We start from the raw sequence: 21521 nt of genomic DNA on the forward strand, positions 1-21521 counted from the left end.
GAAAATTGACAAAATATAGTTGTTTAGGTATAAAATGAAGTTACATTGTACTTTGTCAAATGCAGTCTTTTCGCTGAAAGTAGTGTTAAAGTTGCTTTAATGTTAAGCATAATAAATCGTAAAAATGAGAGTTCCCAACTCATAAGTCCGATACCAGAGTACATTCACTACCTTCAAACAAGTTTTATCTAATGTCATACTCAAAAACTGACATATATAATATAAAATATTATATTAAAAAGTTAATTAAAATTAGCTAATGGAAAATATTTTAATTATTTTCTATTTCGTCCCTCAAACTAAAAAATAGTAAGCGGGAATGGAATTTAAAAACGCTCGCTATACCCTAATCTTCGTTCGGGTACGCTTTGCGGTGGCTTCCCGCACCGCATTGCTAACATTTAAGATAGTCCACTATAGGTGCAGTTTATTACCTTTCATTACATATCAATATGTATTCCTTTCAGTCTGTATGGAATGAGTTTAAAAACAGAATGGAAGAAAGTGCGGATTACTTTGAAGGTTTCTAGTTTTCGTCCCCCGACCGTAGGGAGCACAGAGTGCAGACCAACGGGAGCACAGCGGTGCAGACCGAATGGAACCTACTTGGCGACCGTAGGAAGTGCCCTTGTGGTATTCGGGGAATGAGTTTAAAAACCCGGAGGACCTATACAATCTAGAAGTTTGGAATGGTAAGTTTTCGTCCCCCTTCGGGGAATGAGTTTAAAAACTATATGTATAGAGCTTGATGATGAATATTTTGATACAGCAGTGTTTTCGTCCCCCGACCAACGGGAACCTATTCGGTTACGGGGAATGAGTTTAAAAACACTTAAAATACTTTATTGATATTTTATATTGTTTAGTTCCATGTTTTCGTCCCCCCCGACCGTAGGGAGCACAGAGTGCAGACCGAAGGAAGTGCCCTTGTGGTATTACTGCACCTAAAGGTGTACTCCGCTTCGCTACGTAGGGAATGAGTTTAAAAACGTATAAAGTAAATGATATGGAAAAAATAGGTCTTTATGAAATAGGTTTTCGTCCCCCGACCAACAGGAGCACAGCGTGCAGACCAACGGGAGCCTACTTGGCGACCGTAGGAAGTACCCTTGTGGTATTACTGCACCTAAAGGTGTACTCCGCTTCGCTACGTAGGGAATGAGTTTAAAAACCCGTAATTTTTTCTTAAATTTTTTGTAAAAATTCTATAATATTTATAATAGAGATTTTTAAAATAGTTTCTTATTCTATTATATTTTTTTAGCTTACTTATATAATTATCAATTCTTTTTGAAATTCGCTTTACTTTCACCTAGCTATATAATTATCAAACTAAAAAATGCCTCTCGTGTAAAATTTTAATCTGTCAAAGAGCCTTATAATGTATTATAGTATTTTTTTTATATTTTTTCTATACTTTTTACAGTTATCTTCTTATAGTATCACTTAAAAACGCTCGCCTATACCCTCATATTCGTTCGGGTACGCTTCGCGGTGGCTTACCGCACCGAATTGCTAACATTTAAGAATAGTTCACTATAGGTGCGTCTGATTATCAACTAATTACATTTTATTATTTATGGAATTACTTAAATAAAGAATGAATTTAATACAAGACTATAGAAACATAGTAAAAAATGCTTTGGTACATGTGAAAGTATAGCTGCAAAAGGTATTTATTGTGAGCAAATATACAACTTAAAACTTTAGGTATGGAGTTATAAGTATGTAGAAATATTCTAAAAATTATATGATTATTTATGAATAAAGATGTTGATAAAATCTGATAATTTCACTTCATATAAAGTTACTTATAATAAAAAATTAAATTTCTAAAATCTGTATTAATTTATAAAAATTTAATTATCAACTTAATGTTATTTTGATATGTATTTTTTTTAATCTAAAAAATTATAATAAAAATCATAAAAATGTTATATTTTATTTGACTTTTGCTGTTATAAATAGTTTTATCTTTCTAACATGCTATTTATTAATTTATGTTTATAAATGTTTATATCAAAAATATCATTACATGATTAGTTAACATAGTATCAAAATTGAAAAATGTAGTATAAATATTATGAATAGTATGTTTTAAGTGAATAATGTTAATAAAAATTTAAAAAAGTGATTATTTTATTGACAATGCCATTATGATTTATATACTGTAAAATAAAAGGGGGAAATGTCTATGACAAATAAAAAAATAAAATTACAAACTTCTAAAACTGTATTAACCGAACATAAACTAGATGATGGAACAGTAGTAAAACTTAATCCAGTAGTTACTAGAATAATATTAGCTGATAGTAAAAGCAAAGTTAATTAATACAATGCGATATTGTTATACTAGATTATCATTTTCAAAAATGTATTTTTCTTTGTAGTTATAGTCTGTATTGTAATCGTCTGAATATATATCAGTTCTTACTTTCTTTCCAGCCTGTATATAGTTTTGAACTTTATTTAATAATACTTTTTCGCTGCCGCTTTTGTATAATATTAATATGTCAAAATCGTATTCGTTTTTTATGGAGTTTGGTTTGTAGAGTTTGTCCATATAAACTGCAAATCCTATTGCATTTTTTTTGTTTTTATCATTTGAGATATGAGTATTAAATTTTTCAAGTAGTTTATCATATCTTCCGCCGGATAGAATTATATCATTATTACCTTTTATGTAGCCTTTGAATATTATTCCGTTATAATATCCTAATTTACTTTCTATTGAGAAGTCTAATAATATATTTTCAAAATTATTATAATTTTCAAAAACAGCACAAAGACTTTTTAATTCATCATAAGCCTTTTGCATCTTTTCATTGATTATTAGGCTTTCTATATTTTTTACAGCTTCTTTATATTCTCCTGAAAAATCTATTAATGAAACCACAGCATTTTTATATTTATCATCAATGTTATTTACTGTTAAAGTTTTTTCAAGGTCATGTTTGTTTTTGCTGTATATTAAATTAAGTATTTCTAATTTTTTATCTTCATCTAAATCCAATTCATCTATCAAAGCAAACATAAAATCTATACTTGATATTTCTAATATATATTCATTATTATTTATAGTTTTTAAACTGTCTATTACCATACTAATTATTTCTAAATTAGAATATTTAGTCAAAGTTCCTATTATTTCAACGCCTACCTGCTGTATTTCTTCGTATTCATTAGAAACATCATCTATTTTATAAATATCTTCTATATAGAAAAGTTTTTTTGTATATTTGTCATTATCCTTTAATACATTTTTTACTATTGATAAAGTAACGTCTGGTCTTAAAGATTGTAAATTACCATTTAGATTCATGAATGTTAATATATGTTCAGTTTGAAGAAAGTCTTTGTAATTATTATATAAATTGTAATCTTCAAATTTATTCAATTTAATTTTTTTATACCCGTATTTTTCATATATTTTTGTTAATTCAGATACTAAATTATTTTCATTCATAATATTATTCTTCTTTTTCCATAAATATTTTTTAAGCATTATAATATAAAAATAGAAAAATAACCATATATAGTAATTAAAAATATAATTTTAAATTCATATATTTTTATATATTAATTGAAATAAGTGTTAAAAGAGTGTATATTATTTTCAAATTTAATTTGAAGGTGAAATTATGAAAACAGTAGAAGAGTTAATAAAAAAGTTAATGAAAAATCAAATGGATTATAATATATTTATAAAATTTAATTCAAAAACAGCTATAGAAAAAACTGCACTTACCAATTTGATAAGAAAAGCTATAAGCGACGGATATATATGCAAAACTGACAGCAACATGCTTAGAATTACAAAGGAAGGTAAGCAATATATTAATAAACTTGAAGGTAAAGAACCCGGCCCTAAAGGCGTAAAATCAGTAAGAGTAAATATTGATGCTAAGGATGCAAAATCTGATACCCAAGTTATAGCTCAGGCTTATGATATAAAATTGGATTTCGATGAAGAATTATTAAAATTGGCTGATGATATAAATAACAATGCTAATTTTGAAAATATAGAAGAAGACAGAGTAGATTTAAGAAATCTGAAAACGGTAACTATAGATAATGCTTCATCACAAGATTTAGATGATGCTTTCAGTATAGAAAAAATAGATGATAATAATTATAAAGTTTATATACATATTTCTGATGTAAGTCATTTTATAGAACTTGATTCTCCATTAGATTTGGAGGCTAGAAAAAGAGGCAATTCCACTTATATGATTGATACTGTTTACAATATGTTTCCTGAAGTATTGTCAAATAATATTATTTCATTGAATGAAAATGTTGATAGATTTGCTTTAACTATAATTATCAATTTAAATAATAATGGCGATATATTAGATTCATCAGTATGCAAAAGTGTAATAAACTCTGACAGAAAATTATCTTATGATTATGTTCAAGATATTATAGATAAAAAAGTCACTGATGAAGCTTGGCTTTTAGAATTGATTGACAATGCCTTGAATATAAAAAATATTTTATATAAGAAAAGAAAAGAGGGAAGGGGAGTTGAATTTGATAATACTGATATAAAAATAGTATTGAATGATGAGGGAATACCTATAGAGTTTTATGCAGAAGAAAGAAAAGAATCTATGACAATAGTAGAAGAATTGATGCTCATTTCTAATACTGAAATAGCTAAAAAATTATCAAACTATGAAGGCAGTATATACCGTTATCATGGTTTGCCAGATGATTATAGATTTAATAGTTTTAAAATACTTTGTCATGCTAAAGGCTATGAATTAAAACAATTCCCAGATCAAACTTATGATATAAAAGGTTTTGTTGATAATATAAAAGGAAAACCTGAAGAAAATTTACTTATACCAGTTTTGCTTCGTTCTATGACTCCATCATCTTATAGTACAGTAAATAAAAGCCATTTTGGTTTAGGTTTTGATTATTATACTTACTTTACTTCGCCTATAAGAAGATATGCTGATTTGCTTATACATAGAATAGTAAAAGATACTATTTTATCAAACAAAGAAACTATAGATGAAAAATTGAAAAACGTATGTAAAGATTCTATTGATAGTTTATCATTACTTGATAAAACTTCAAAGAAAGCTGAGAGATATTTAAGACAAATAAAAGCAGCTAGATATATGAAAGACAGACTTGGAGATGAATATTATGGTCTTATAAGTTCCATAAGCAATAAAGGAATATTTGTTGAAATAGAAGGCTTGGAAATAGAAGGATTTATTGAGTCTACTTATGTTGGTTCAAATTATAGATTTTATCCAGATATGCAAAGTGTTTATATAGATAAAATAAAGGCTTATGAACTTGGAGATAAAGTAAAAGTATTAGTGGCAAGTGCTAATGTTGAAAATGGAAAAATATTTTTCTCTTTATAATTTTATATAAAAATTAGGCTTGTTTATATAATTATTCATTTTTTATAATGAGTTTACTATATTGTATAAACAAGCTTCTAATTTATTTTCATCTATAAATTTAGAATTCGTTTTTATGTCTTCTTCTTTTATGATAAAATATTTCATTCCAGCTTTTTTTATTAATTGTTCTTTTACTAAATCATTATTTTTTATTCTTTCTTTCATTTCTTCGGTATGTCCATAATGTCCAGCACCATCGTATTCTATTATAGCTATAGGTTTATTTGTATTATCTCCTCGTTTATAAGTTATTAAAAAATCAGAATAAAAATCTCTATAACTTTTCCAAATATCAGTATCTTCTTCAGCGTCCAAAAATGCTTTATATGATACTTGCTTATAAATATTATAATCTTTAAATACTTTTAACATAGAAAAAAATATTTTGCTTTCTTCAATATTCATAATTTTTTTAATTGATATGTTGCCAGTGTCCATATTTTCAAGTCTTTGGCTAGTTATATCTTTTCTTGGGTATTTCCTTTTATAATATCTTCTGAATGGTCTTCTGTAATTTTGTTTATCGATTTTTCCTATAAATAATAAAAATAAAATAATAGGTATTATAAAAATAAGTAATACTGCTAAACTTTCCATAATAAAAATTTCCTTTTATGATTCTTTAGTATTTGATAAAATTGTATTAACATCTTTTAAAAGTAAAGATAATTTTTCTTCATCTATTAAACCTGAATCCATTTTTATATCAGAGTCTCTTATTATAAAATATTTTAATCCTATTTTGTTAAAAAGTTTTTCTCTTATCATATCATTATTTTTTACTTTTTCTCTTTGTTCTTCTGTATCTCCGAAATGTCCTCCTCCATGATATTCTATAACTGCGGCAGGTTCATTCATTTTTGAACCTCTTTTGTATGTTATAAGAAAATCACAATAGAAATCTCTGAAAGTTTTCCAAGCATCTGTATCTTCTTCACCTTTTAAAAAAGCTCTGAAAGATACTTGAGGATTTACATTATAATCATTTAATATTTTTACCATAGAATAAAAGATTCTCGTTTCTTCTATATTCAGAACTCTTTTTGTTTTTATGCTTCCAGTATCCATATATTTTAATCTTTGTTCTGTTATTGCATTTATTTTGAATTCTTCTTTATTCTGTTCTTCATGTTCTTTAGGTTCTTCATAATTATCCGTTTTGTTTTCATTTGTATTTGATTCTTTTGTAGAGTATGTTTTTTTTAAAGAAAAGAAAAATATTATTACAATAGATAATATAATTACAGCTACGCCGACTTCAAGCATAATTTTATCTCCATTTAATTTATACTATATAGTATATAAAATAGATTGTATTATTCAATTTTTATTGGCGGTAATAATTATATAAATAGGAACTATAGTTTCTTATACAAAAAAATCATTAAAATTGAAGTTTATGACTTTTTATAAGGAAACTTCAATCTTAATGATTATATTTAACAATATTATTTAGTATTTACATAACTTTGAAATACTCTATCTCTCTTATAATATCCTGACTCATATTAGAAATTTCAGAACTTGAAGATGAGTTTTGATTAGCCAAACTGGAGTTTTCCTGAGTAATATTATTTAATTCTTTTATAGCTATATTCATTTGTGCTATTCCGTCTTCTTCCTGCATTATAGACTGTGATATATACTGAAGTTCATTTTCCATTTCTTTTACCAGATCATTAATGGTATTTAATATAGAAGATGACTTATTTGCCGATTCATTTCCAATTTCCACTCTTTTTACAGTTTCTTCTACAATAGAAGTAATATTATTTGCAGCTTCATTAACGGTCTGAGCCAAAGATCTCACTTCACTTGCCACTATAGCAAAACCTCTGCCTTGTTCTCCAGCCCTTGCCGCTTCAACAGCAGCATTTAAAGCAAGTATATTAGTCTGAAATGCGATAGACTGTATAAGTTTAGTTATTTCAGATATTTTTTTGCTGGATTCAGATATCTCATGCATATGAGCAGATATTTCATTAACTGCTTCCACACCAGTAGTTGTAGTATCCATTATTTTTGAGCTTTTATCTTTAGCCTGAAGTGAGTTTGAGCTTATTTCTTTTATAGAACTAGATAAAGACTGCATTGAACCTGTAAGCTCTTCTATAGCAGCCGCCTGAGTATTAGATCTGTCAGATAGATATTCGCTGCTTGATGATATATTTTCTATTTCATTATTTATTGTATTAAGATTTGACTGCAGTTTTAACACAACATTTCCTATAGTATTTTTCATATTATTGACATAAGAAACTAAAGAACCTGATTTATCATTTTTATTTTCGTTATCTTGACTATCTATGATAAAGTTTCCTTTAGACATTTGATCTATACTATTCATAGCTTTATCAAGCATTTGAGATATAGGTATAACTACAAAGAATGCTAATGAGGTTTGTATTGCTATTAAAATAATAATAACTAAAAGATATGCAAGCATAATATTTCTTATTCTATTATTGATAGCATTCATGTTTCCTCGTATTACAATTTTATATGGAGTATCTCTTAATGGTTTTATAGTGTACCATTCATTTCCTACTATTTGCATTACAGCTTTGTTAGGGTCTTCTATAGATTTTGCATCTTTAAATAAAGGCTCATTATATACATTGTAATTGTCATTAAAGATATAGTCTTTATTCTGATGCGACATATAAAGTCCAGCTGAAGTCATTATATTAACCTGATTTTCACTAATAACTTTTTTTGATATATTATTCATTTCTAAGAAGTCTATACCGATAACTCCTTTTAATGAATTATTAGTGTATACAGCTAATGCCAATGTTATACATATTCCCCCAGTATTAGCATCAACATAAGGCTCTGTAATAAATATACCATTTTTAGTAAGAGCACCTTTATACCATAATCTTGAAGTTTGGTCATAAGTATCAGGATAAGGACTTATACCATTAACAAAAAGTCCTCCGTCTCTGTATGGTATTTCATTTCCGTATAGTATGTCATATATGTTTTTATTTGATTTTAATATGCTTTCAAGTGTTTTTCTTATACTTGTAAATGTATTATCATTTGCTTCAAAATATCCTCTTAATGTGTACATTACATCGTATACTTTTTCCATTTCTATAGATAAAACTAATTCAGTATTATCCATCTCTACCAATGTATTTTTTATAAATTCATTAGTATATACTTTTTTATAAGCAAAGTACATAATAATATATGCTACAAGCAAGAAAACAGCAAAAGGGATAATTAATTTTAATAATAGAACTCTGTTATTTTTCATAAATATAACCTTAAAAAAAATTCTTCAAGCGGTTAAAGTATATAAAAAAAATTTTTTTGTGTCAATTACCTGTCATATATTTATTTAGTAAAATCTAATTTGATATAAAAATATATTTTAAAGTAGTATATTTTAAAAAAAAATATAAATATTATTATTTTTATCATACATATAATACAAAAAATGAAGTTTTTTTCTGCATTAGTGCTCATTATTTAATACGGAATTTATTTCATTTTGAGTAAGATGTTTGAATGTTCCTTCTTTTAGATCGTTTAATAATATATCAGCTATTCTTAATCTTTTTAGTATAATTACTTCAAATCCTATTTTTTGGCACATTCTTCTAATCTGTCTGTTTTTTCCTTCTGTAAGAATTATATGAAATGAGTTTTTATTTATTCTTTTTACTTTAGCGGGTTTTAATTTTTGTCCGTCTAAAGAGATACCATATTCAAGTTTTTTTAAAGCTCCGTCTGGTATATTATCATTAACTTTAACAAAATATTCTTTTTCGCAGTTTGTATTTTCGCCTATAATTTTTCTGCTGAATACGCCGTCATTTGTAAGAAGTATAAGCCCATTACTGTCTTTATCAAGTCTTCCAACAGGGTATATATTATCAAAATCATTTTTAATTAGATTGTATATAGGTTTTCCTTCATCTTTGTTTGAAGATACAACATATCCTCTAGGCTTATTTAATTTAATATATATTTTATCTTCTTTGTATGTTTTTATATAGCATTCAACTTTATCATTTTCAGATACTTGAACAGCAGGATTTGTTATAACTTCGCCATTAACTTTCACCATACCATTTTGTATAAGTTTATCAGCTTCTCTTCTGCTTGCAATATTTAATGATGCTATATATTTGTTTAATCTCATTTTTTCCTATTTTCAATAAAAAAGTTATAAAAATATATTAACATGATATAATTTTTAATCAAATTTTAATGATTATTTCCTAAAATAATATAACGAATATAAGCATTATACCCATATAATAGTATGAGAATTTTATATTTTATAGTTGACAATTTTTGTTGATTATAATATAATGGTGCTAAGTTATTGGATATAATTGCTTAGCTATAAATATTAAGGAGAGTGCGCTATGAAATTCTATAGAAGTACGAGAGATTTTTCTCGCTACCTCATAATCATTTGTCTATTCATAAGCATATGTTCATTTGCTGTTTATGGACAAACTTCTAGTGTTTACATGGAAACTAGACTACTTTACAACTTTGAAACATTAGATGAATGGCAACCAATATCAAACGCTAGCCGTTTTATGTTTAGAGGTGATAGAACAAATGAGAATGGTGTTGTAATGAAATATCCTAATATGAGATTATTCGCTACAAAACCATATGGTATGGGTAACCAAAGCTATAATTCAACTAATTCATTATCAGTAAGTGTTTCTTTTTTCAGAAAATCTTATAACTTCTTTGATTTAGTTCCAACAGTTCAAAAAATCATACCAGGAAAAGCTCAAACATTTGATGTTTGGGTATGGGGTGGTAATTATGACTATACTATGGAAATGATATTTGAAGATTATCGTGGTTATACTTATACATTACCTTTAGGTTCTATAAGATATATAGGTTGGAGAAATATGAGTACATCAGTACCATCATTCATTCCACAAGAAGAACCTTATGTACCAAGAGCTAAAGGTTTAAGATTCATGAACTTCCGTTTCTGGTCATCACCAGAGGAAAGAGCTGATAACTTTGTAGTTTTATTAGACTACTTCCAAACAGTTACAGACACATTCAGAGAATCTTATGACGGTTCAGACATCGAAGTTACATTAGGTCAAGAAGTTGGCGGAAGATCTTCTGAACAATATACAGAAGGTGGAGCTCAAGTAGTAGGCGAAGGCGGCGGTACTGCAGATAATACTACTACAGAACAGCCACAAGAAGCGCAACAATAATGTATGAGTAAGGAGAAGAATAATATGAAAAGATTAAGTATCTTGATAACAATGTTAATTCTAACTGTTGCATTCTTGTTGTTTGCCCAAGATGCGGCTCAAACAGGTGAGCAAACTACTCAAAATCAGGGTGAAGATGGTAATAATTTCGTAACTGAAGCTATCACTAATTACTTAATAGATGATTTTGAATTTGCTAATACTTGGCAAGCTTCTATGCCTAGAGATTATGGTGTAGTTAGTATCATTCGCCGTGAAGGCGGTCCAGCTGATGTTGTAGCTGAAGGTGCTGAAAATAATAAATATATTTTAGGTGCTAAAGTAGAGTACTTCAGAACAGGTTATCCTTGGTTCTCTGTTACTCCTCCTAGACCTGTTAAAATACCTGGTTATACTAAAGAACTTAGTGTTTGGGTAGCAGGACGTAACCATAATAACAAAATGAGTTTCTACATTTACGATGTAAATGGTAAACCTCAATCTGTTGGTAATGAAGCTCTTAACTTTATGGGTTGGAAAAACATTACTGTACAAGTTCCTGCTAATGTAAGACAAGAAGAATTCAGAGGTCAAGTTGAACAAGGTATAAGCTTTATGGGTATCCATGTAAAAGTTGATCCTAGAGATTCTTATGGTAAATATTATATCTACTTCGATCAATTAATGGCTAAGACAGATATGTACTTAGAAACTTACAGAGAAGAAGATGATCCATTAGATACTTGGTAATAACTAGATAACGAATGAATATTAAAGGCGAGGTATTAATTTTAATACTTCGCCTTTTTTATTACTCTAACTTGAAATTAATACAATTATATATTAAACTATAAAATATTTTTATTAAGAGAGTTTATAATTATGTCGCCTATAAATATATTGTTAATTGTTGGTTTTATATTACTTGTTGTTTACGCTGTTACTAGCAGAATTGTTAATAGAAGACCTGAGAAAGATAAAAAAGAAAATATTGATAATGATGAGAATAATATTGAATAAAGGATTTTTATGGAATTAATTTTATATATAATAATAGCCATTATATGGGGAATAGTAAGTTTAATACAAAAAGCAAATAAAGAAGCTAAAAAAACAAATAAATCTCGTACTAATAATCAAAGAAATAGACCTGCAAATAATAAAAATTACAATAAAAATTATAATAAAAATAAAACTGAAGAAGAAATATTTAAAGATCTCAAAAAAAATATGGAGTCTTTAAGAAATTATAGTGAAGATACTTTAAGAAAAAATGTTGAAGATAAAAATGTATATAATACTTCCTATCAAACTTCCGACAATGATATTCAAATGCTTGAGCTTCAGAAAAAATATAATTCTAAAGTTGAGCAAATTAATAATATAAAAAATGATATTGTTTCTGATATGCATATTAATACTGCTCCTACAAATAATATACATGTTAATAATATGCTTTCTTCTTTAGATATAAAAAATGCAATTATATATAATGCCATACTTGAACCTAAAAGAATTAATTATACTAGAGTAAGAAAATTTAAAAGTTAATTAAAATTATAAAATACAGAGAGTAAATAATGGATTCATTTGAAGAATTAATATCTATAATAAAAACTTTAAGAGGTGAGAATGGATGTGCTTGGGATAAAGTACAAACATTTGATAGTTTAATTCCCTGTTTTTTAGAGGAATCTTATGAGCTTGTAGATGCTATAAATAATAAAGATTATGATAATATAAAAGAAGAACTTGGAGATGTACTTTTACATGTGGTGTTCTTTTCTGAACTTGCTAAAGACGAAAATAAATTCAATATAGATGATGTTTGTAAAAATATAAATGAAAAACTTGTTAGAAGACATCCTCATGTGTTTGGGGATAGTAATGTAAAAGATGTATCTGGAATATTAAAGCAATGGGATAAAATAAAAAAAGAAGAAAAGAATGCCAATGAGGAAGGTTTTAAAAGTGTTCTTGATGGAATACCAGAGTCTTTACCTATAATGGAAAAGTCTTATAAATTAATGAAAAAAGCTGCCAGTGTTGGTTTTGAATATAAGCATACTGATGATTCTTTATCAAAAATAGATGAGGAGCTTTTGGAAGTTAAAGAGGCTTATAAAGAAAATGACAAAGAACATCTTGAGGAAGAAATAGGTGATTTAATTATGACTGTGCTTGATTTTGCACGTATGAATAAAATTAATCCTGTTAATTCATTAATAAAAGTTAATAAAAAATTTAAAAATAGATTTAACTATGTTGAGAAACGTGCTTATGAAATGAATAAGAATTTAGAAGATATGTCATTGGAAGAAATGGACAATCTTTGGAATGAGTGTAAAAAACAAGAAAATAAATAATAAAAAAAGTTCAACACAAAAATAAAAAAAAATAATATATTTATTAAATAGTAAAACTATAAATAGAATTATTGTTCTATATTTTGCTATTTTATGACATATTGTGTGTATTATTATTGCAAGAATTAATAGTTTATAATATAATTATAGAATATAAAAAATGATGGGGTTTATTTGATGCCGATTAATACTAATTTGTACAAAAGATCTAAATTATATGATTTACTTTCAAAAATGGTAAAAAAGAAAGACGATGAAACTTTTGATATGGAGGAAAATTTTAAAAAAGTATTAGAAATAATAGATAAGAGTACAGAAGAAGAAGTAAATTATGCTGATAATAAGATAACTTGTTTACATTTGGCAGTGCAGTTGGATAATCCTAATATAGTTTCTGCTTTGCTTGCTAAGGGTGCTAATGTAAATGCTATTAATGACAGGGGCGTAAGTCCTTTACATATGGCTATTATTAAAAATCAATCTGAAGAAGTTATTAAAATACTTTTAGATAATGGTGCAGATTATAACAGAGAAGAAGCTAACTTTTCTGCTGTTATGCTTGCTGAAATAATGAATGTACCTTATATGCATTTATTTAAAAAATAATTTTATCTTTTTAAAGTAATGATTATATTGGAAATGTTTTTATCTTTTGTATAATACATTTCCAATAATTATTTTAACTCTATATTATTTATAATAATTAACATCATTTAAAAAAAATGGAAGTTATTATAAACAACTTAATCTTATTCAACAAATATATTGTCTTTCTATAAAAAAGAATTTGTTTTTAATTTTCTGTATTTAAGTACATAGTTTGTAAATTTTTTATTATAGTATGAATTAGTTATCTATTCTTTTATATATAAAATAAAAGGGCCTATTTTATTATAAAACAGCCCCTTATATTTATTATTTTAATGATTATTCAAATATTACTCTTGGTTTTTGATCTATATAATCTTCTGGTATATTATTAAGCTTTTTGATTTGAGATATTAAGGCATCTCTTATATCATTTCCAGTCATAATAATATTTTTTCCTTTTCTTCCTATAGGATTTTTTTCACTATCAACATAACCATCTCCGCCGTCTAAAATATAGTCAGATATTATTATATTGTAATCTTTATTTTCTGTAATATCTTCTCCATTTAATTTAGCAGATATTAATTCTCCATTGGCATTATATTTTATTTCAACACCTCTTGAATATTGTAAGAAACCGCCGCCGCCTCTTTTTGTAGCAGATATTTTTATCATATCAATTAAATCTTTTCCATTTAATGAAAGAGTTACAGCTTGATTATTAAATGGGAAAAATTCATTTTGTATTTTTCCTAAAGTTATATCTCCGGAAGGAAGTGATGTTCTTAATGCCCCAGAGTTTACTATAGCTATATCTATATTATCATAAGAATCTAATACTAAATCACAAGCAAAATTTCCTATAGCCATAGAATTAGTTCTTATTCCATCTTGAGGAAGTTCTACAGGCAAAGTACCTATTCTTACATTAAACTCTTTATCTACAGTTCCTTTCATTTCATCTATGAATGCTAACATATCTTTATCTTGTTCTATAGATTGATCCATTAATACCAATTTATAGTTAAAACTGTCTTTGTCCATTACTCCATTATTAACATTCAAATTTATATTTCCTAAATATTTTCCATAACAGCCGGTTTGTACTATAGGAGTACCGTTTACAATATCAGCTTCTGGTAATTCTGTATGACTATGTCCTCCTATTATTATATCAAATGTATTTGGCATAGCTTCTGCCACTTTTTTATCAACATTATAACCTATATGGCTTAATAATATTGTAACATCATTAGTAGTATTAAGAGGAATTTTTTTCATAAAGTCTTTTAATGCTTGTATTTCTTCTTCAAATACTAAATCTTTTACACTTGAAGCACTGTAAACAGATTCTGTAGTTGTTACTCCTACTATTGCAACATTAAGTCCATTAACATTTGTAACTATATAAGGTGTAGCATAATAACTATTATCAGATTTATTTTTTATATTTATTGAAAGAGTAGGGAATTTTCTTTCTTTCATTATTTCTGTAAAATTGTCAAGTCCGTAATCTACAAAGTGATTTCCTACAGTTGCAGCATCAACACCTATCATATTCATAATGTCAACCTCATCTCTGCCCTGAAATACTGTAGAATAAACGCTTCCAGTAATAGTGTCTCCTGCATGAAGTACTAATACATTTTCATTTGTAGATTTTACTTGTTTTATATATGAAGCCCTTCTAGCAGCTCCATACATATAATTGGTTTCTGGTGGATCAACTTCTTTATTTACTACTTTTTCTTCCTCATCTTTACCATGAGTATCGTTCATATGTATTATAGTAAGATTTCCGCTATTTCCTGATTTCTTTGTTTGCTGATTTGAACATGAAATTAAAAGAATAAAGCTTAATATGAAAACAATATATGATTTTTTTATCATATTAATTCTCCTTAAAATGTTAGAATATGTAAAAATTATATGAAATTTATCATTGTTTTTCAATAGCATAATAGTATAAAATACTTAATTTTTAACCTTATGTAATTATAAAGAGTTTATATTAACATATAAAGGAATTTCTCCGGGTGTAGTATATGGCAATTATAAAGAAAACAGATAAAAAAGATAAAGCAAATACATCAAAAAAAATAGAAGTAACAAAAGAAGAATTAGAGGCAAAAGAAATACCTTTACTTTTTAGTGTAGTAAATTTTTCATCAAATATACCTATATCAATGTATGCTGACAGTATAGGAATAAAAACTTCAGAATCTTCATATAGAGGAGCAATGAATTCTGAAATAAATAGAAATATCAGCGAAGAATATCTTTTAAACTCCAAAAAATCATCAATAGATTTATCTACAATGCTTGATGTTCTAAGCTATTCATCATTTCCAATAGACGCTTCATTGAGTAATAGAATATTATTAGAAGAAGAAGTTCATAAAAAAGGTAATGCTATTAAACTTCCGCCATATAAGAATTTGAATGCTCCTATAGGTTCAGTTATAAGAGCTAGAAGAAGCAGAAGGGATTTTAAAGGCAAACCATTAACATTAAATGATTTATCTACTTTGCTTTATTATGGAGATGGAATTTCCGGAGATTTTAATTTTAATCTAAATAAAAATGAATACGGCACAATAACTTTCGGAGATAAATATATATCAAATTTAAGAACCGCACCTTCCGGCGGAGGACTTTATCCTATTTATTTATATATAGCGGCACTTAATATTAATAATCTTGAAAAAGGTATATATAAGTATATGCCTTTTACTCATTCTCTTGAAAAAATAAAATTATTCAATGATGATGATTTAGAAAATTACTATAATAATAATGTTTTCGGCGGCGGCATAGATTTAAGAAAGGCTGCTTTATCCGTTTATTATGTGTATAGTATATATGAAAACTCAAGAAAATATGGAGATATGGGACTTCAATTTGCATTGATAGAAACAGGAGAAATAGCAGAGAATATACAGCTTGCTGCATCTGCTTCTGGCATTTTTGCATGCGATATTGGAGGATTTAATAAAACTTTATCCGAAGAATTATTAAATATTGACGGTGTATCCAATCATGTTTTGCATTTAACTTTGCTTTCAAAATAATTATATTAGTAGGTTGTAAAAATGGCTAAGAAAAATATTAAACTTTATGATAATGTTAGTATTTTCTTCAATTCTGATGATGAAATTAGATTTAGAAAGGGAATATGGAATTTTGAAGAAGCTTCTTTAGGTCTTAATGATTTAAATAACAAAATGAAAGAAGTTATTATATTCATTACTAAAGAATTTTTAGATGATAAAACTATATCTTTTGATGATATAGTAAAGAAATTTTCTCTTGATGAAAAAGATACTAATTTATTGAATGATATTATATCTTCTTTGATTGGAAATAGATTTTTAGAATATGATGATAAAAAGAATAATATGCTTAATATGGTATATGAGCTTATAGGAGAATATTTTTATGATATACCAGATGAAAGCAAGGTTCAAAAAAATAAAGTAATGTTTATAACTGATAATGACAGATTAAAAGATTATGCAAAATTAATGTCAGAAGATATTTATATAAATCTTAAATTTATGGACATTGAAGATATTAAAAAAATAGAGAAATCGAATCTTACAGATACAACCGATGCTATTGAAAGTATTGAAAAGCAAAAAGAATTATTAAAATTATTTGATGATATGTCATGTGTAGTTGTAAGTATAGAGAAGCCTAGACTCAATTTACTTAGAAATATTAATAGGCTTTTACTTGAAAAATCAATTCCTATAATTATATCAATATTAGACGGGCCATTTTTGAATATTACTACAATAAAGGGAAAAGAAACCGCTTGTTATGAATGTTTTGAAAATAGGGTAATAGCTAGAAATGAAAGTTTATCAGTTTATAATAAATTCGTTAAACAAACTATGAATTTTAAATCAAACGGAAAAAGAACTTATATAACTCCTATTTTACAGACATTTACTTCTCTCGCATTATACGAAGCATTTTTATTTGCTGCTATAGGAAAATGTAAACTTGCAGGACGTGTTATTAATGTTTATATACCTTTGATAGAAATACAAATTCAGGATTTATTAAGAGTGCCTTTCTGCCCGGCATGCGGACATATAAGCAAGGCTAAATATAATGAAATGTATACTTCTTCAAAAGAAATAATAGAAAAGTTTTCAAGCAAAGTTATAATAAAATAATTTTATTAAGATGAGAATATTATGATTAATTATTACCCAAGCCATAAAAATGTATTAAATAAATATAATTCTATTTGCGGGCATCAAACAGGAATTTTGGATTCTATAATTATAATGCTGGCTAATTCTGTTATTTCTGAAAATATTAATACATGCACAGCAATGCTTCCTAATTATCATAAAATATTATTAGGCGACAATGCTGAGGTGAATTACCATCTTTCAGGTTATGGTATTTATAGAGATGAGGCTATTATTAGATTATTAGGAGAAGGCATTGAAAGATATGCTTTATTTACAGCAAATTTATATTTTGAGGACAAATTAAAATATGCCTCTTATAATCAATTAAAAGAAAAATATCCTGATAATATAATACCTTTTGAATATGTTAAAATATATAATGATGAAGATTGTAATAAATTAAACAGTATAGGATTTTTAGAAAATATTACAGAAGATGATATATTATCTTGGGTGCTTCTTCCTTCTTTGTTTGATAAGGAAAAAGAGTATTATGTACCGGCACAGAATTTCTTTTTATCTCATATAATCAGAAGGGATAAAAATGAAAAAGTATTTATAGGAGGATTTTCAAAGGGTAGTGCAAGTCATAAAACTGTTAAATTGGCATTGAAATCTGCTATAACTGAAATTATAGAATGCGACAGCTGCATGATAAAATGGTATACTGACAGCAAAGTTAAAGAGGTTATTATTGATGATGATATTCTTAATGAAACTATGAATCTTATTTTAAAAGATATTAATTATACAGTAAGAGTTTTTGATTATACAGTTGATTCTAATTTAGGCTATGTATTTACTGTTATGCTTACAAATAAAAATGATAAAACTCCTTATATTGTTGTTGGTGCTTCTTCTGGTCTTAATCCTAAAAAAGTTATATACAGAGCTTTTATGGAGGCTTTGGCAATACTTACATTAAATATAAATGGGCCTTTATCTATGCCTGCTGATTATTTGGAAACTAAATTTGAAAAGAATTATCTTAATCTTGACAGCAATGTTAATTATTGGGCTTCTTTAATTGATAAAGATAAAAAAATGAAATTTATAAACGGCAAAGTTAAAGAAAAAGTACAATTAAAGAAATATAAAAATCTTGAATTAAATACTGATGAAGATTTAGAATATTTATTTAAAGGGCTTTATAATATTTCAAAATATGCAGTTTATTTGGATATTACGCCTTCAGAAATAGCTGACAAAGATTTGCATGTAATGCGTGTATATATTCCGGAGCTTGTTCAAATGTCAATGCCTGCTTTCCCATACAGCAATCATGCTAGAATCATTAAAAATGGAGGAATTTCAAATAATGAATTTCCACACCCATTACCTTAGTGCAGTTCTTGTACTTATGGCTGTTTCTTTTCCAACTTCTTTGATTGGAATATTTTATAAATTAAATTTGGGAAGAATTAATAGCATACTTCCAAATGCTTTAAGTTATCTTTTATTTGTGATAATAGTATTTTTTACTGGGTATATTGGAAATATTAATTATAATGTTAATATTTATTTTGTGATTTTAGCTTTTATTATGTCTTTTGTATGTATTGGAATAGAAATATTTGAAGGAATGATTTTTCATTTTATTAAATACAAATTTTGGATTAAAAATATTGAAATTCATAAAATTATAGAAAAGAAGAATATATTTATTGATATTATAATTATATTTATAGGTGCTGTTTGTGAGGAAATAATATTTAGGCAAGTATTTTTTTATATTTTATATAATGTATTGGGAGTGAATATTTTTATTGTTATTATAACGGCATCATTTGTGTATTCCATTAATCATATATATTTTGGTGCTAATGCAGTATTTCAAAAGTTTATTGTTGGTATAATATATTCATTATTATTTGTTTATTCTTCTTTTAGTGTGATAGTACCTGCTATTACACATTTTTCACAGAATATGATTTTATATATATTATCATCAAATAAAAAAGAGAGGCTAAATTGATAATTGCTCATCTTATACCATATATACTTATATCTTTTATATTAGGAATTTTAATTAAGTTCTTGGAGCATAATAATATAATTAATAATATATGCTTTAATTTGATGAATCACAGCAAACTTGAATATAATGAAATGTATGTTTATGTAAGCACTTATATATATTGGATTTTTATGCTTAGTTTTGCTTTAATAATTAGTTTTTTGCATAAACAAAATATTTTATTATATTTACATATAGAGAGAAAATATATTATTTATATTTTTATCAATATTTTTGCGGTAATTTCTTCTTTTGAAATTATCATGGCAATAATAAGTTTATTTAATAAAGATATAAAAACAAATGTTATATTTAATAATATATTATTAGTGCCTTCTATAGATATGCTTTATTCTTCAAGAAGCAATCCTAAATGGCTGTTAATAATGTTTGCTAGTATAATAAAATGTTTGTTTTTTAACGGAGTAATATATTTAGCTATTAGAAGTAAAATTGAAAGTTTATTTTTTACCATTTTTATAGTAGGTATGTTATTTTCATTGGAAGAAATTTTTAGAGTAACAAGTATTAAACAGGCATTTATATTTATTATAGCTTGTTTTGTTGTTATTACTATTAATGCTCTTACATTTGAGTACAGCGGAAGTTTATTGCCTCCTATAATGGCTAATATATCTTTCACGATGTATTATTTCGGACAATTTGAAAATATGCGAAGATATTAATTTCCTTATGTATTTAATGCATAGGGATTTAATATAAAACATCAAAAGGAGTTGTTATATGATTAAATATTCTTCAAAAGTACGCACAACATGTTCTCTAAAAAGCCAATCTGTTGTATTGACTCCTGGAGGATGTTGTTGTTCTTGTTGTTGTTCTTGCTGTGTCAATGTAACAACTACAACAAACAATTAATTTATTATAATAAATAGTTTATAGTAAATTAGTACGCCTGCTGTGTTAATTTTATTAATGCAGCGGGTTTATATTATAATAATATTGAGTTGGTTATAATGGAAACATTGATTAGTGCTAGAAATATAGAAAAGAAATTTAATAATAATGTTATTTTGAAAAATGTTAATTTTGATATAAATAAAGGTGAGATAATAGCACTTGTAGGCCCTAATGGTTCAGGAAAAACAACATTAATCAATATATTATTAGGAATATTAAAAGCTGATAAAGGCGAACTAAAAATTAATATAGATAATTATAAAAAGCATATAGGAGTACAGCTTCAATCTACACCATTTTTTGAAGGATACAGTGTAAGAGATAATATATTAATGTTTTCAGCTCTTTATGACATAAAAATGAGTAATGAAGAAATAGAATTGATTACAAAAAAATACGGATTGAATCAGAAAACTCCAGCTATAAAACTTTCGGGAGGTGAACAGAAGAAACTTGCTATAATGATAGCTACTATGCAAAATCCGGACTTACTTATATTTGATGAGCCTACTGCGAGCTTGGATCCTAGAGAAAGGTATAATGTTAAAAATATGTTATTAGAGCTTGCTAAAAATAATAAGACTATACTTTTTACTTCTCATGATTTAGAGGAAGTTGAGGATCTTGCGAGCAAAATAGTATTTTTATATAAAGGGGAGATATTAGAAAGCGGCAGCAAAGAAGAACTTTTAAATAAATATAATTTTGACAGTTTGGAGAAACTTTACCTGCATATTACTAATTATTAATTTTAGTATATACTAAAAATTTTTAAGTTTGTCAACCGATGA

Annotated in this window: 21 protein-coding genes; 15 read left to right on the forward strand and 6 right to left on the reverse strand. The window is 26.4% G+C overall.

Going from position 1 to position 21521, the window contains the following annotated elements; translation table 11 throughout:
• Positions 1 to 2194 precede the first annotated feature (2194 nt).
• Positions 2195 to 2332, forward strand: a complete 138-nt coding sequence (locus R4K56_RS11550) for a hypothetical protein (RefSeq protein ID WP_297297880.1) — start codon at positions 2195 to 2197, stop codon at positions 2330 to 2332.
• A gap of 15 nt (positions 2333 to 2347) precedes the next feature.
• Here the strand turns inward: R4K56_RS11550 and R4K56_RS11555 are convergent, their stop codons facing one another.
• Entirely contained in the window at positions 2348 to 3466 is a 1119-nt protein-coding gene (locus R4K56_RS11555; protein WP_335772617.1) for an ATP phosphoribosyltransferase regulatory subunit, read from the reverse strand.
• A 175-nt stretch (positions 3467 to 3641) separates the two neighbouring features.
• Here R4K56_RS11555 and R4K56_RS11560 point away from each other — a divergent pair, with 175 nt between their 5' ends.
• Positions 3642 to 5387, forward strand: coding sequence for an RNB domain-containing ribonuclease (locus R4K56_RS11560; RefSeq protein ID WP_335772618.1), 1746 nt, complete (start codon positions 3642 to 3644; stop codon positions 5385 to 5387).
• Between the two features lie 42 nt (positions 5388 to 5429).
• Here R4K56_RS11560 and R4K56_RS11565 read toward each other — a convergent pair whose 3' ends face one another.
• The 4 genes from R4K56_RS11565 to R4K56_RS11580 form a co-directional block, all read right to left on the reverse strand.
• Positions 5430 to 6026 (reverse strand): DUF2726 domain-containing protein, encoded by a 597-nt coding sequence (locus R4K56_RS11565; protein ID WP_335769061.1) that lies wholly within the window; start codon positions 6024 to 6026, stop codon positions 5430 to 5432.
• Between the two features lie 15 nt (positions 6027 to 6041).
• Entirely contained in the window at positions 6042 to 6695 is a 654-nt protein-coding gene (locus R4K56_RS11570) for a DUF2726 domain-containing protein (protein WP_335772619.1), read from the reverse strand.
• 193 nt (positions 6696 to 6888) lie between these two features.
• Positions 6889 to 8694 (reverse strand): methyl-accepting chemotaxis protein, encoded by a 1806-nt coding sequence (locus R4K56_RS11575; RefSeq protein ID WP_335756380.1) that lies wholly within the window; start codon positions 8692 to 8694, stop codon positions 6889 to 6891.
• A 201-nt stretch (positions 8695 to 8895) separates the two neighbouring features.
• Positions 8896 to 9585 (reverse strand): pseudouridine synthase, encoded by a 690-nt coding sequence (locus R4K56_RS11580; RefSeq protein ID WP_335772620.1) that lies wholly within the window; start codon positions 9583 to 9585, stop codon positions 8896 to 8898.
• A gap of 337 nt (positions 9586 to 9922) precedes the next feature.
• Between R4K56_RS11580 and R4K56_RS11585 the strand changes: the two genes are divergently transcribed.
• The 6 genes from R4K56_RS11585 (at position 9923) to R4K56_RS11610 (ending at position 13599) form a co-directional block, all read left to right on the forward strand.
• Entirely contained in the window at positions 9923 to 10648 is a 726-nt protein-coding gene (locus R4K56_RS11585) for a flagellar filament outer layer protein FlaA (RefSeq protein ID WP_297297935.1), read from the forward strand.
• A 24-nt stretch (positions 10649 to 10672) separates the two neighbouring features.
• Complete coding sequence (locus R4K56_RS11590; RefSeq protein ID WP_335756382.1) at positions 10673 to 11377, forward strand: flagellar filament outer layer protein FlaA; 705 nt, start codon at positions 10673 to 10675, stop codon at positions 11375 to 11377.
• Positions 11378 to 11509: 132 nt separating this feature from the next.
• Positions 11510 to 11647, forward strand: a complete 138-nt coding sequence (locus tag R4K56_RS11595) for a hypothetical protein (RefSeq protein ID WP_335759522.1) — start codon at positions 11510 to 11512, stop codon at positions 11645 to 11647.
• A gap of 9 nt (positions 11648 to 11656) precedes the next feature.
• Entirely contained in the window at positions 11657 to 12178 is a 522-nt protein-coding gene (locus R4K56_RS11600; RefSeq protein ID WP_335756384.1) for a hypothetical protein, read from the forward strand.
• A 29-nt stretch (positions 12179 to 12207) separates the two neighbouring features.
• Positions 12208 to 12993, forward strand: a complete 786-nt coding sequence (gene mazG / locus R4K56_RS11605) for a nucleoside triphosphate pyrophosphohydrolase (protein ID WP_335756385.1) — start codon at positions 12208 to 12210, stop codon at positions 12991 to 12993.
• Between the two features lie 177 nt (positions 12994 to 13170).
• A complete protein-coding gene (locus tag R4K56_RS11610) occupies positions 13171 to 13599 on the forward strand; it encodes an ankyrin repeat domain-containing protein (RefSeq protein ID WP_335756386.1) in 429 nt (142 codons plus the stop codon).
• A gap of 321 nt (positions 13600 to 13920) precedes the next feature.
• Here R4K56_RS11610 and R4K56_RS11615 read toward each other — a convergent pair whose 3' ends face one another.
• On the reverse strand, positions 13921 to 15474 hold the full coding sequence (locus R4K56_RS11615; protein WP_335772621.1) for a bifunctional metallophosphatase/5'-nucleotidase: 1554 nt from the start codon (positions 15472 to 15474) through the stop codon (positions 13921 to 13923).
• A 155-nt stretch (positions 15475 to 15629) separates the two neighbouring features.
• Here R4K56_RS11615 and R4K56_RS11620 point away from each other — a divergent pair, with 155 nt between their 5' ends.
• From R4K56_RS11620 to R4K56_RS11645, 7 genes are all read left to right on the forward strand, one after another.
• Positions 15630 to 16655, forward strand: coding sequence for a SagB/ThcOx family dehydrogenase (locus R4K56_RS11620; protein ID WP_335772622.1), 1026 nt, complete (start codon positions 15630 to 15632; stop codon positions 16653 to 16655).
• 21 nt (positions 16656 to 16676) lie between these two features.
• Positions 16677 to 17768: a streptolysin associated protein SagC gene (locus tag R4K56_RS11625; RefSeq protein WP_335772623.1), complete on the forward strand. Its 1092-nt coding sequence runs from the start codon at positions 16677 to 16679 to the stop codon at positions 17766 to 17768.
• A 21-nt stretch (positions 17769 to 17789) separates the two neighbouring features.
• The gene (locus tag R4K56_RS11630; protein WP_335772624.1) at positions 17790 to 19136 is read left to right on the forward strand and encodes a YcaO-like family protein; all 1347 of its coding nucleotides are present in this window, start codon (positions 17790 to 17792) and stop codon (positions 19134 to 19136) included.
• Entirely contained in the window at positions 19111 to 19767 is a 657-nt protein-coding gene (locus R4K56_RS11635) for a CPBP family intramembrane glutamic endopeptidase (protein ID WP_335772625.1), read from the forward strand. Before R4K56_RS11630 ends, R4K56_RS11635 begins: the two co-directional genes overlap by 26 nt.
• A 305-nt stretch (positions 19768 to 20072) precedes the next feature.
• Positions 20073 to 20495, forward strand: coding sequence for a hypothetical protein (locus R4K56_RS14830; protein WP_472265004.1), 423 nt, complete (start codon positions 20073 to 20075; stop codon positions 20493 to 20495).
• Positions 20496 to 20553: 58 nt separating this feature from the next.
• Positions 20554 to 20688 (forward strand): streptolysin S family TOMM toxin, encoded by a 135-nt coding sequence (locus R4K56_RS14835; protein ID WP_104618768.1) that lies wholly within the window; start codon positions 20554 to 20556, stop codon positions 20686 to 20688.
• 98 nt (positions 20689 to 20786) lie between these two features.
• A complete protein-coding gene (locus tag R4K56_RS11645) occupies positions 20787 to 21479 on the forward strand; it encodes an ABC transporter ATP-binding protein (RefSeq protein ID WP_335769072.1) in 693 nt (230 codons plus the stop codon).
• Positions 21480 to 21521 lie beyond the last annotated feature (42 nt).

Origin of the sequence: Brachyspira pulli, assembly GCF_036997785.1 — a bacterium.
Lineage (GTDB): Bacteria > Spirochaetota > Brachyspiria > Brachyspirales > Brachyspiraceae > Brachyspira > Brachyspira pulli.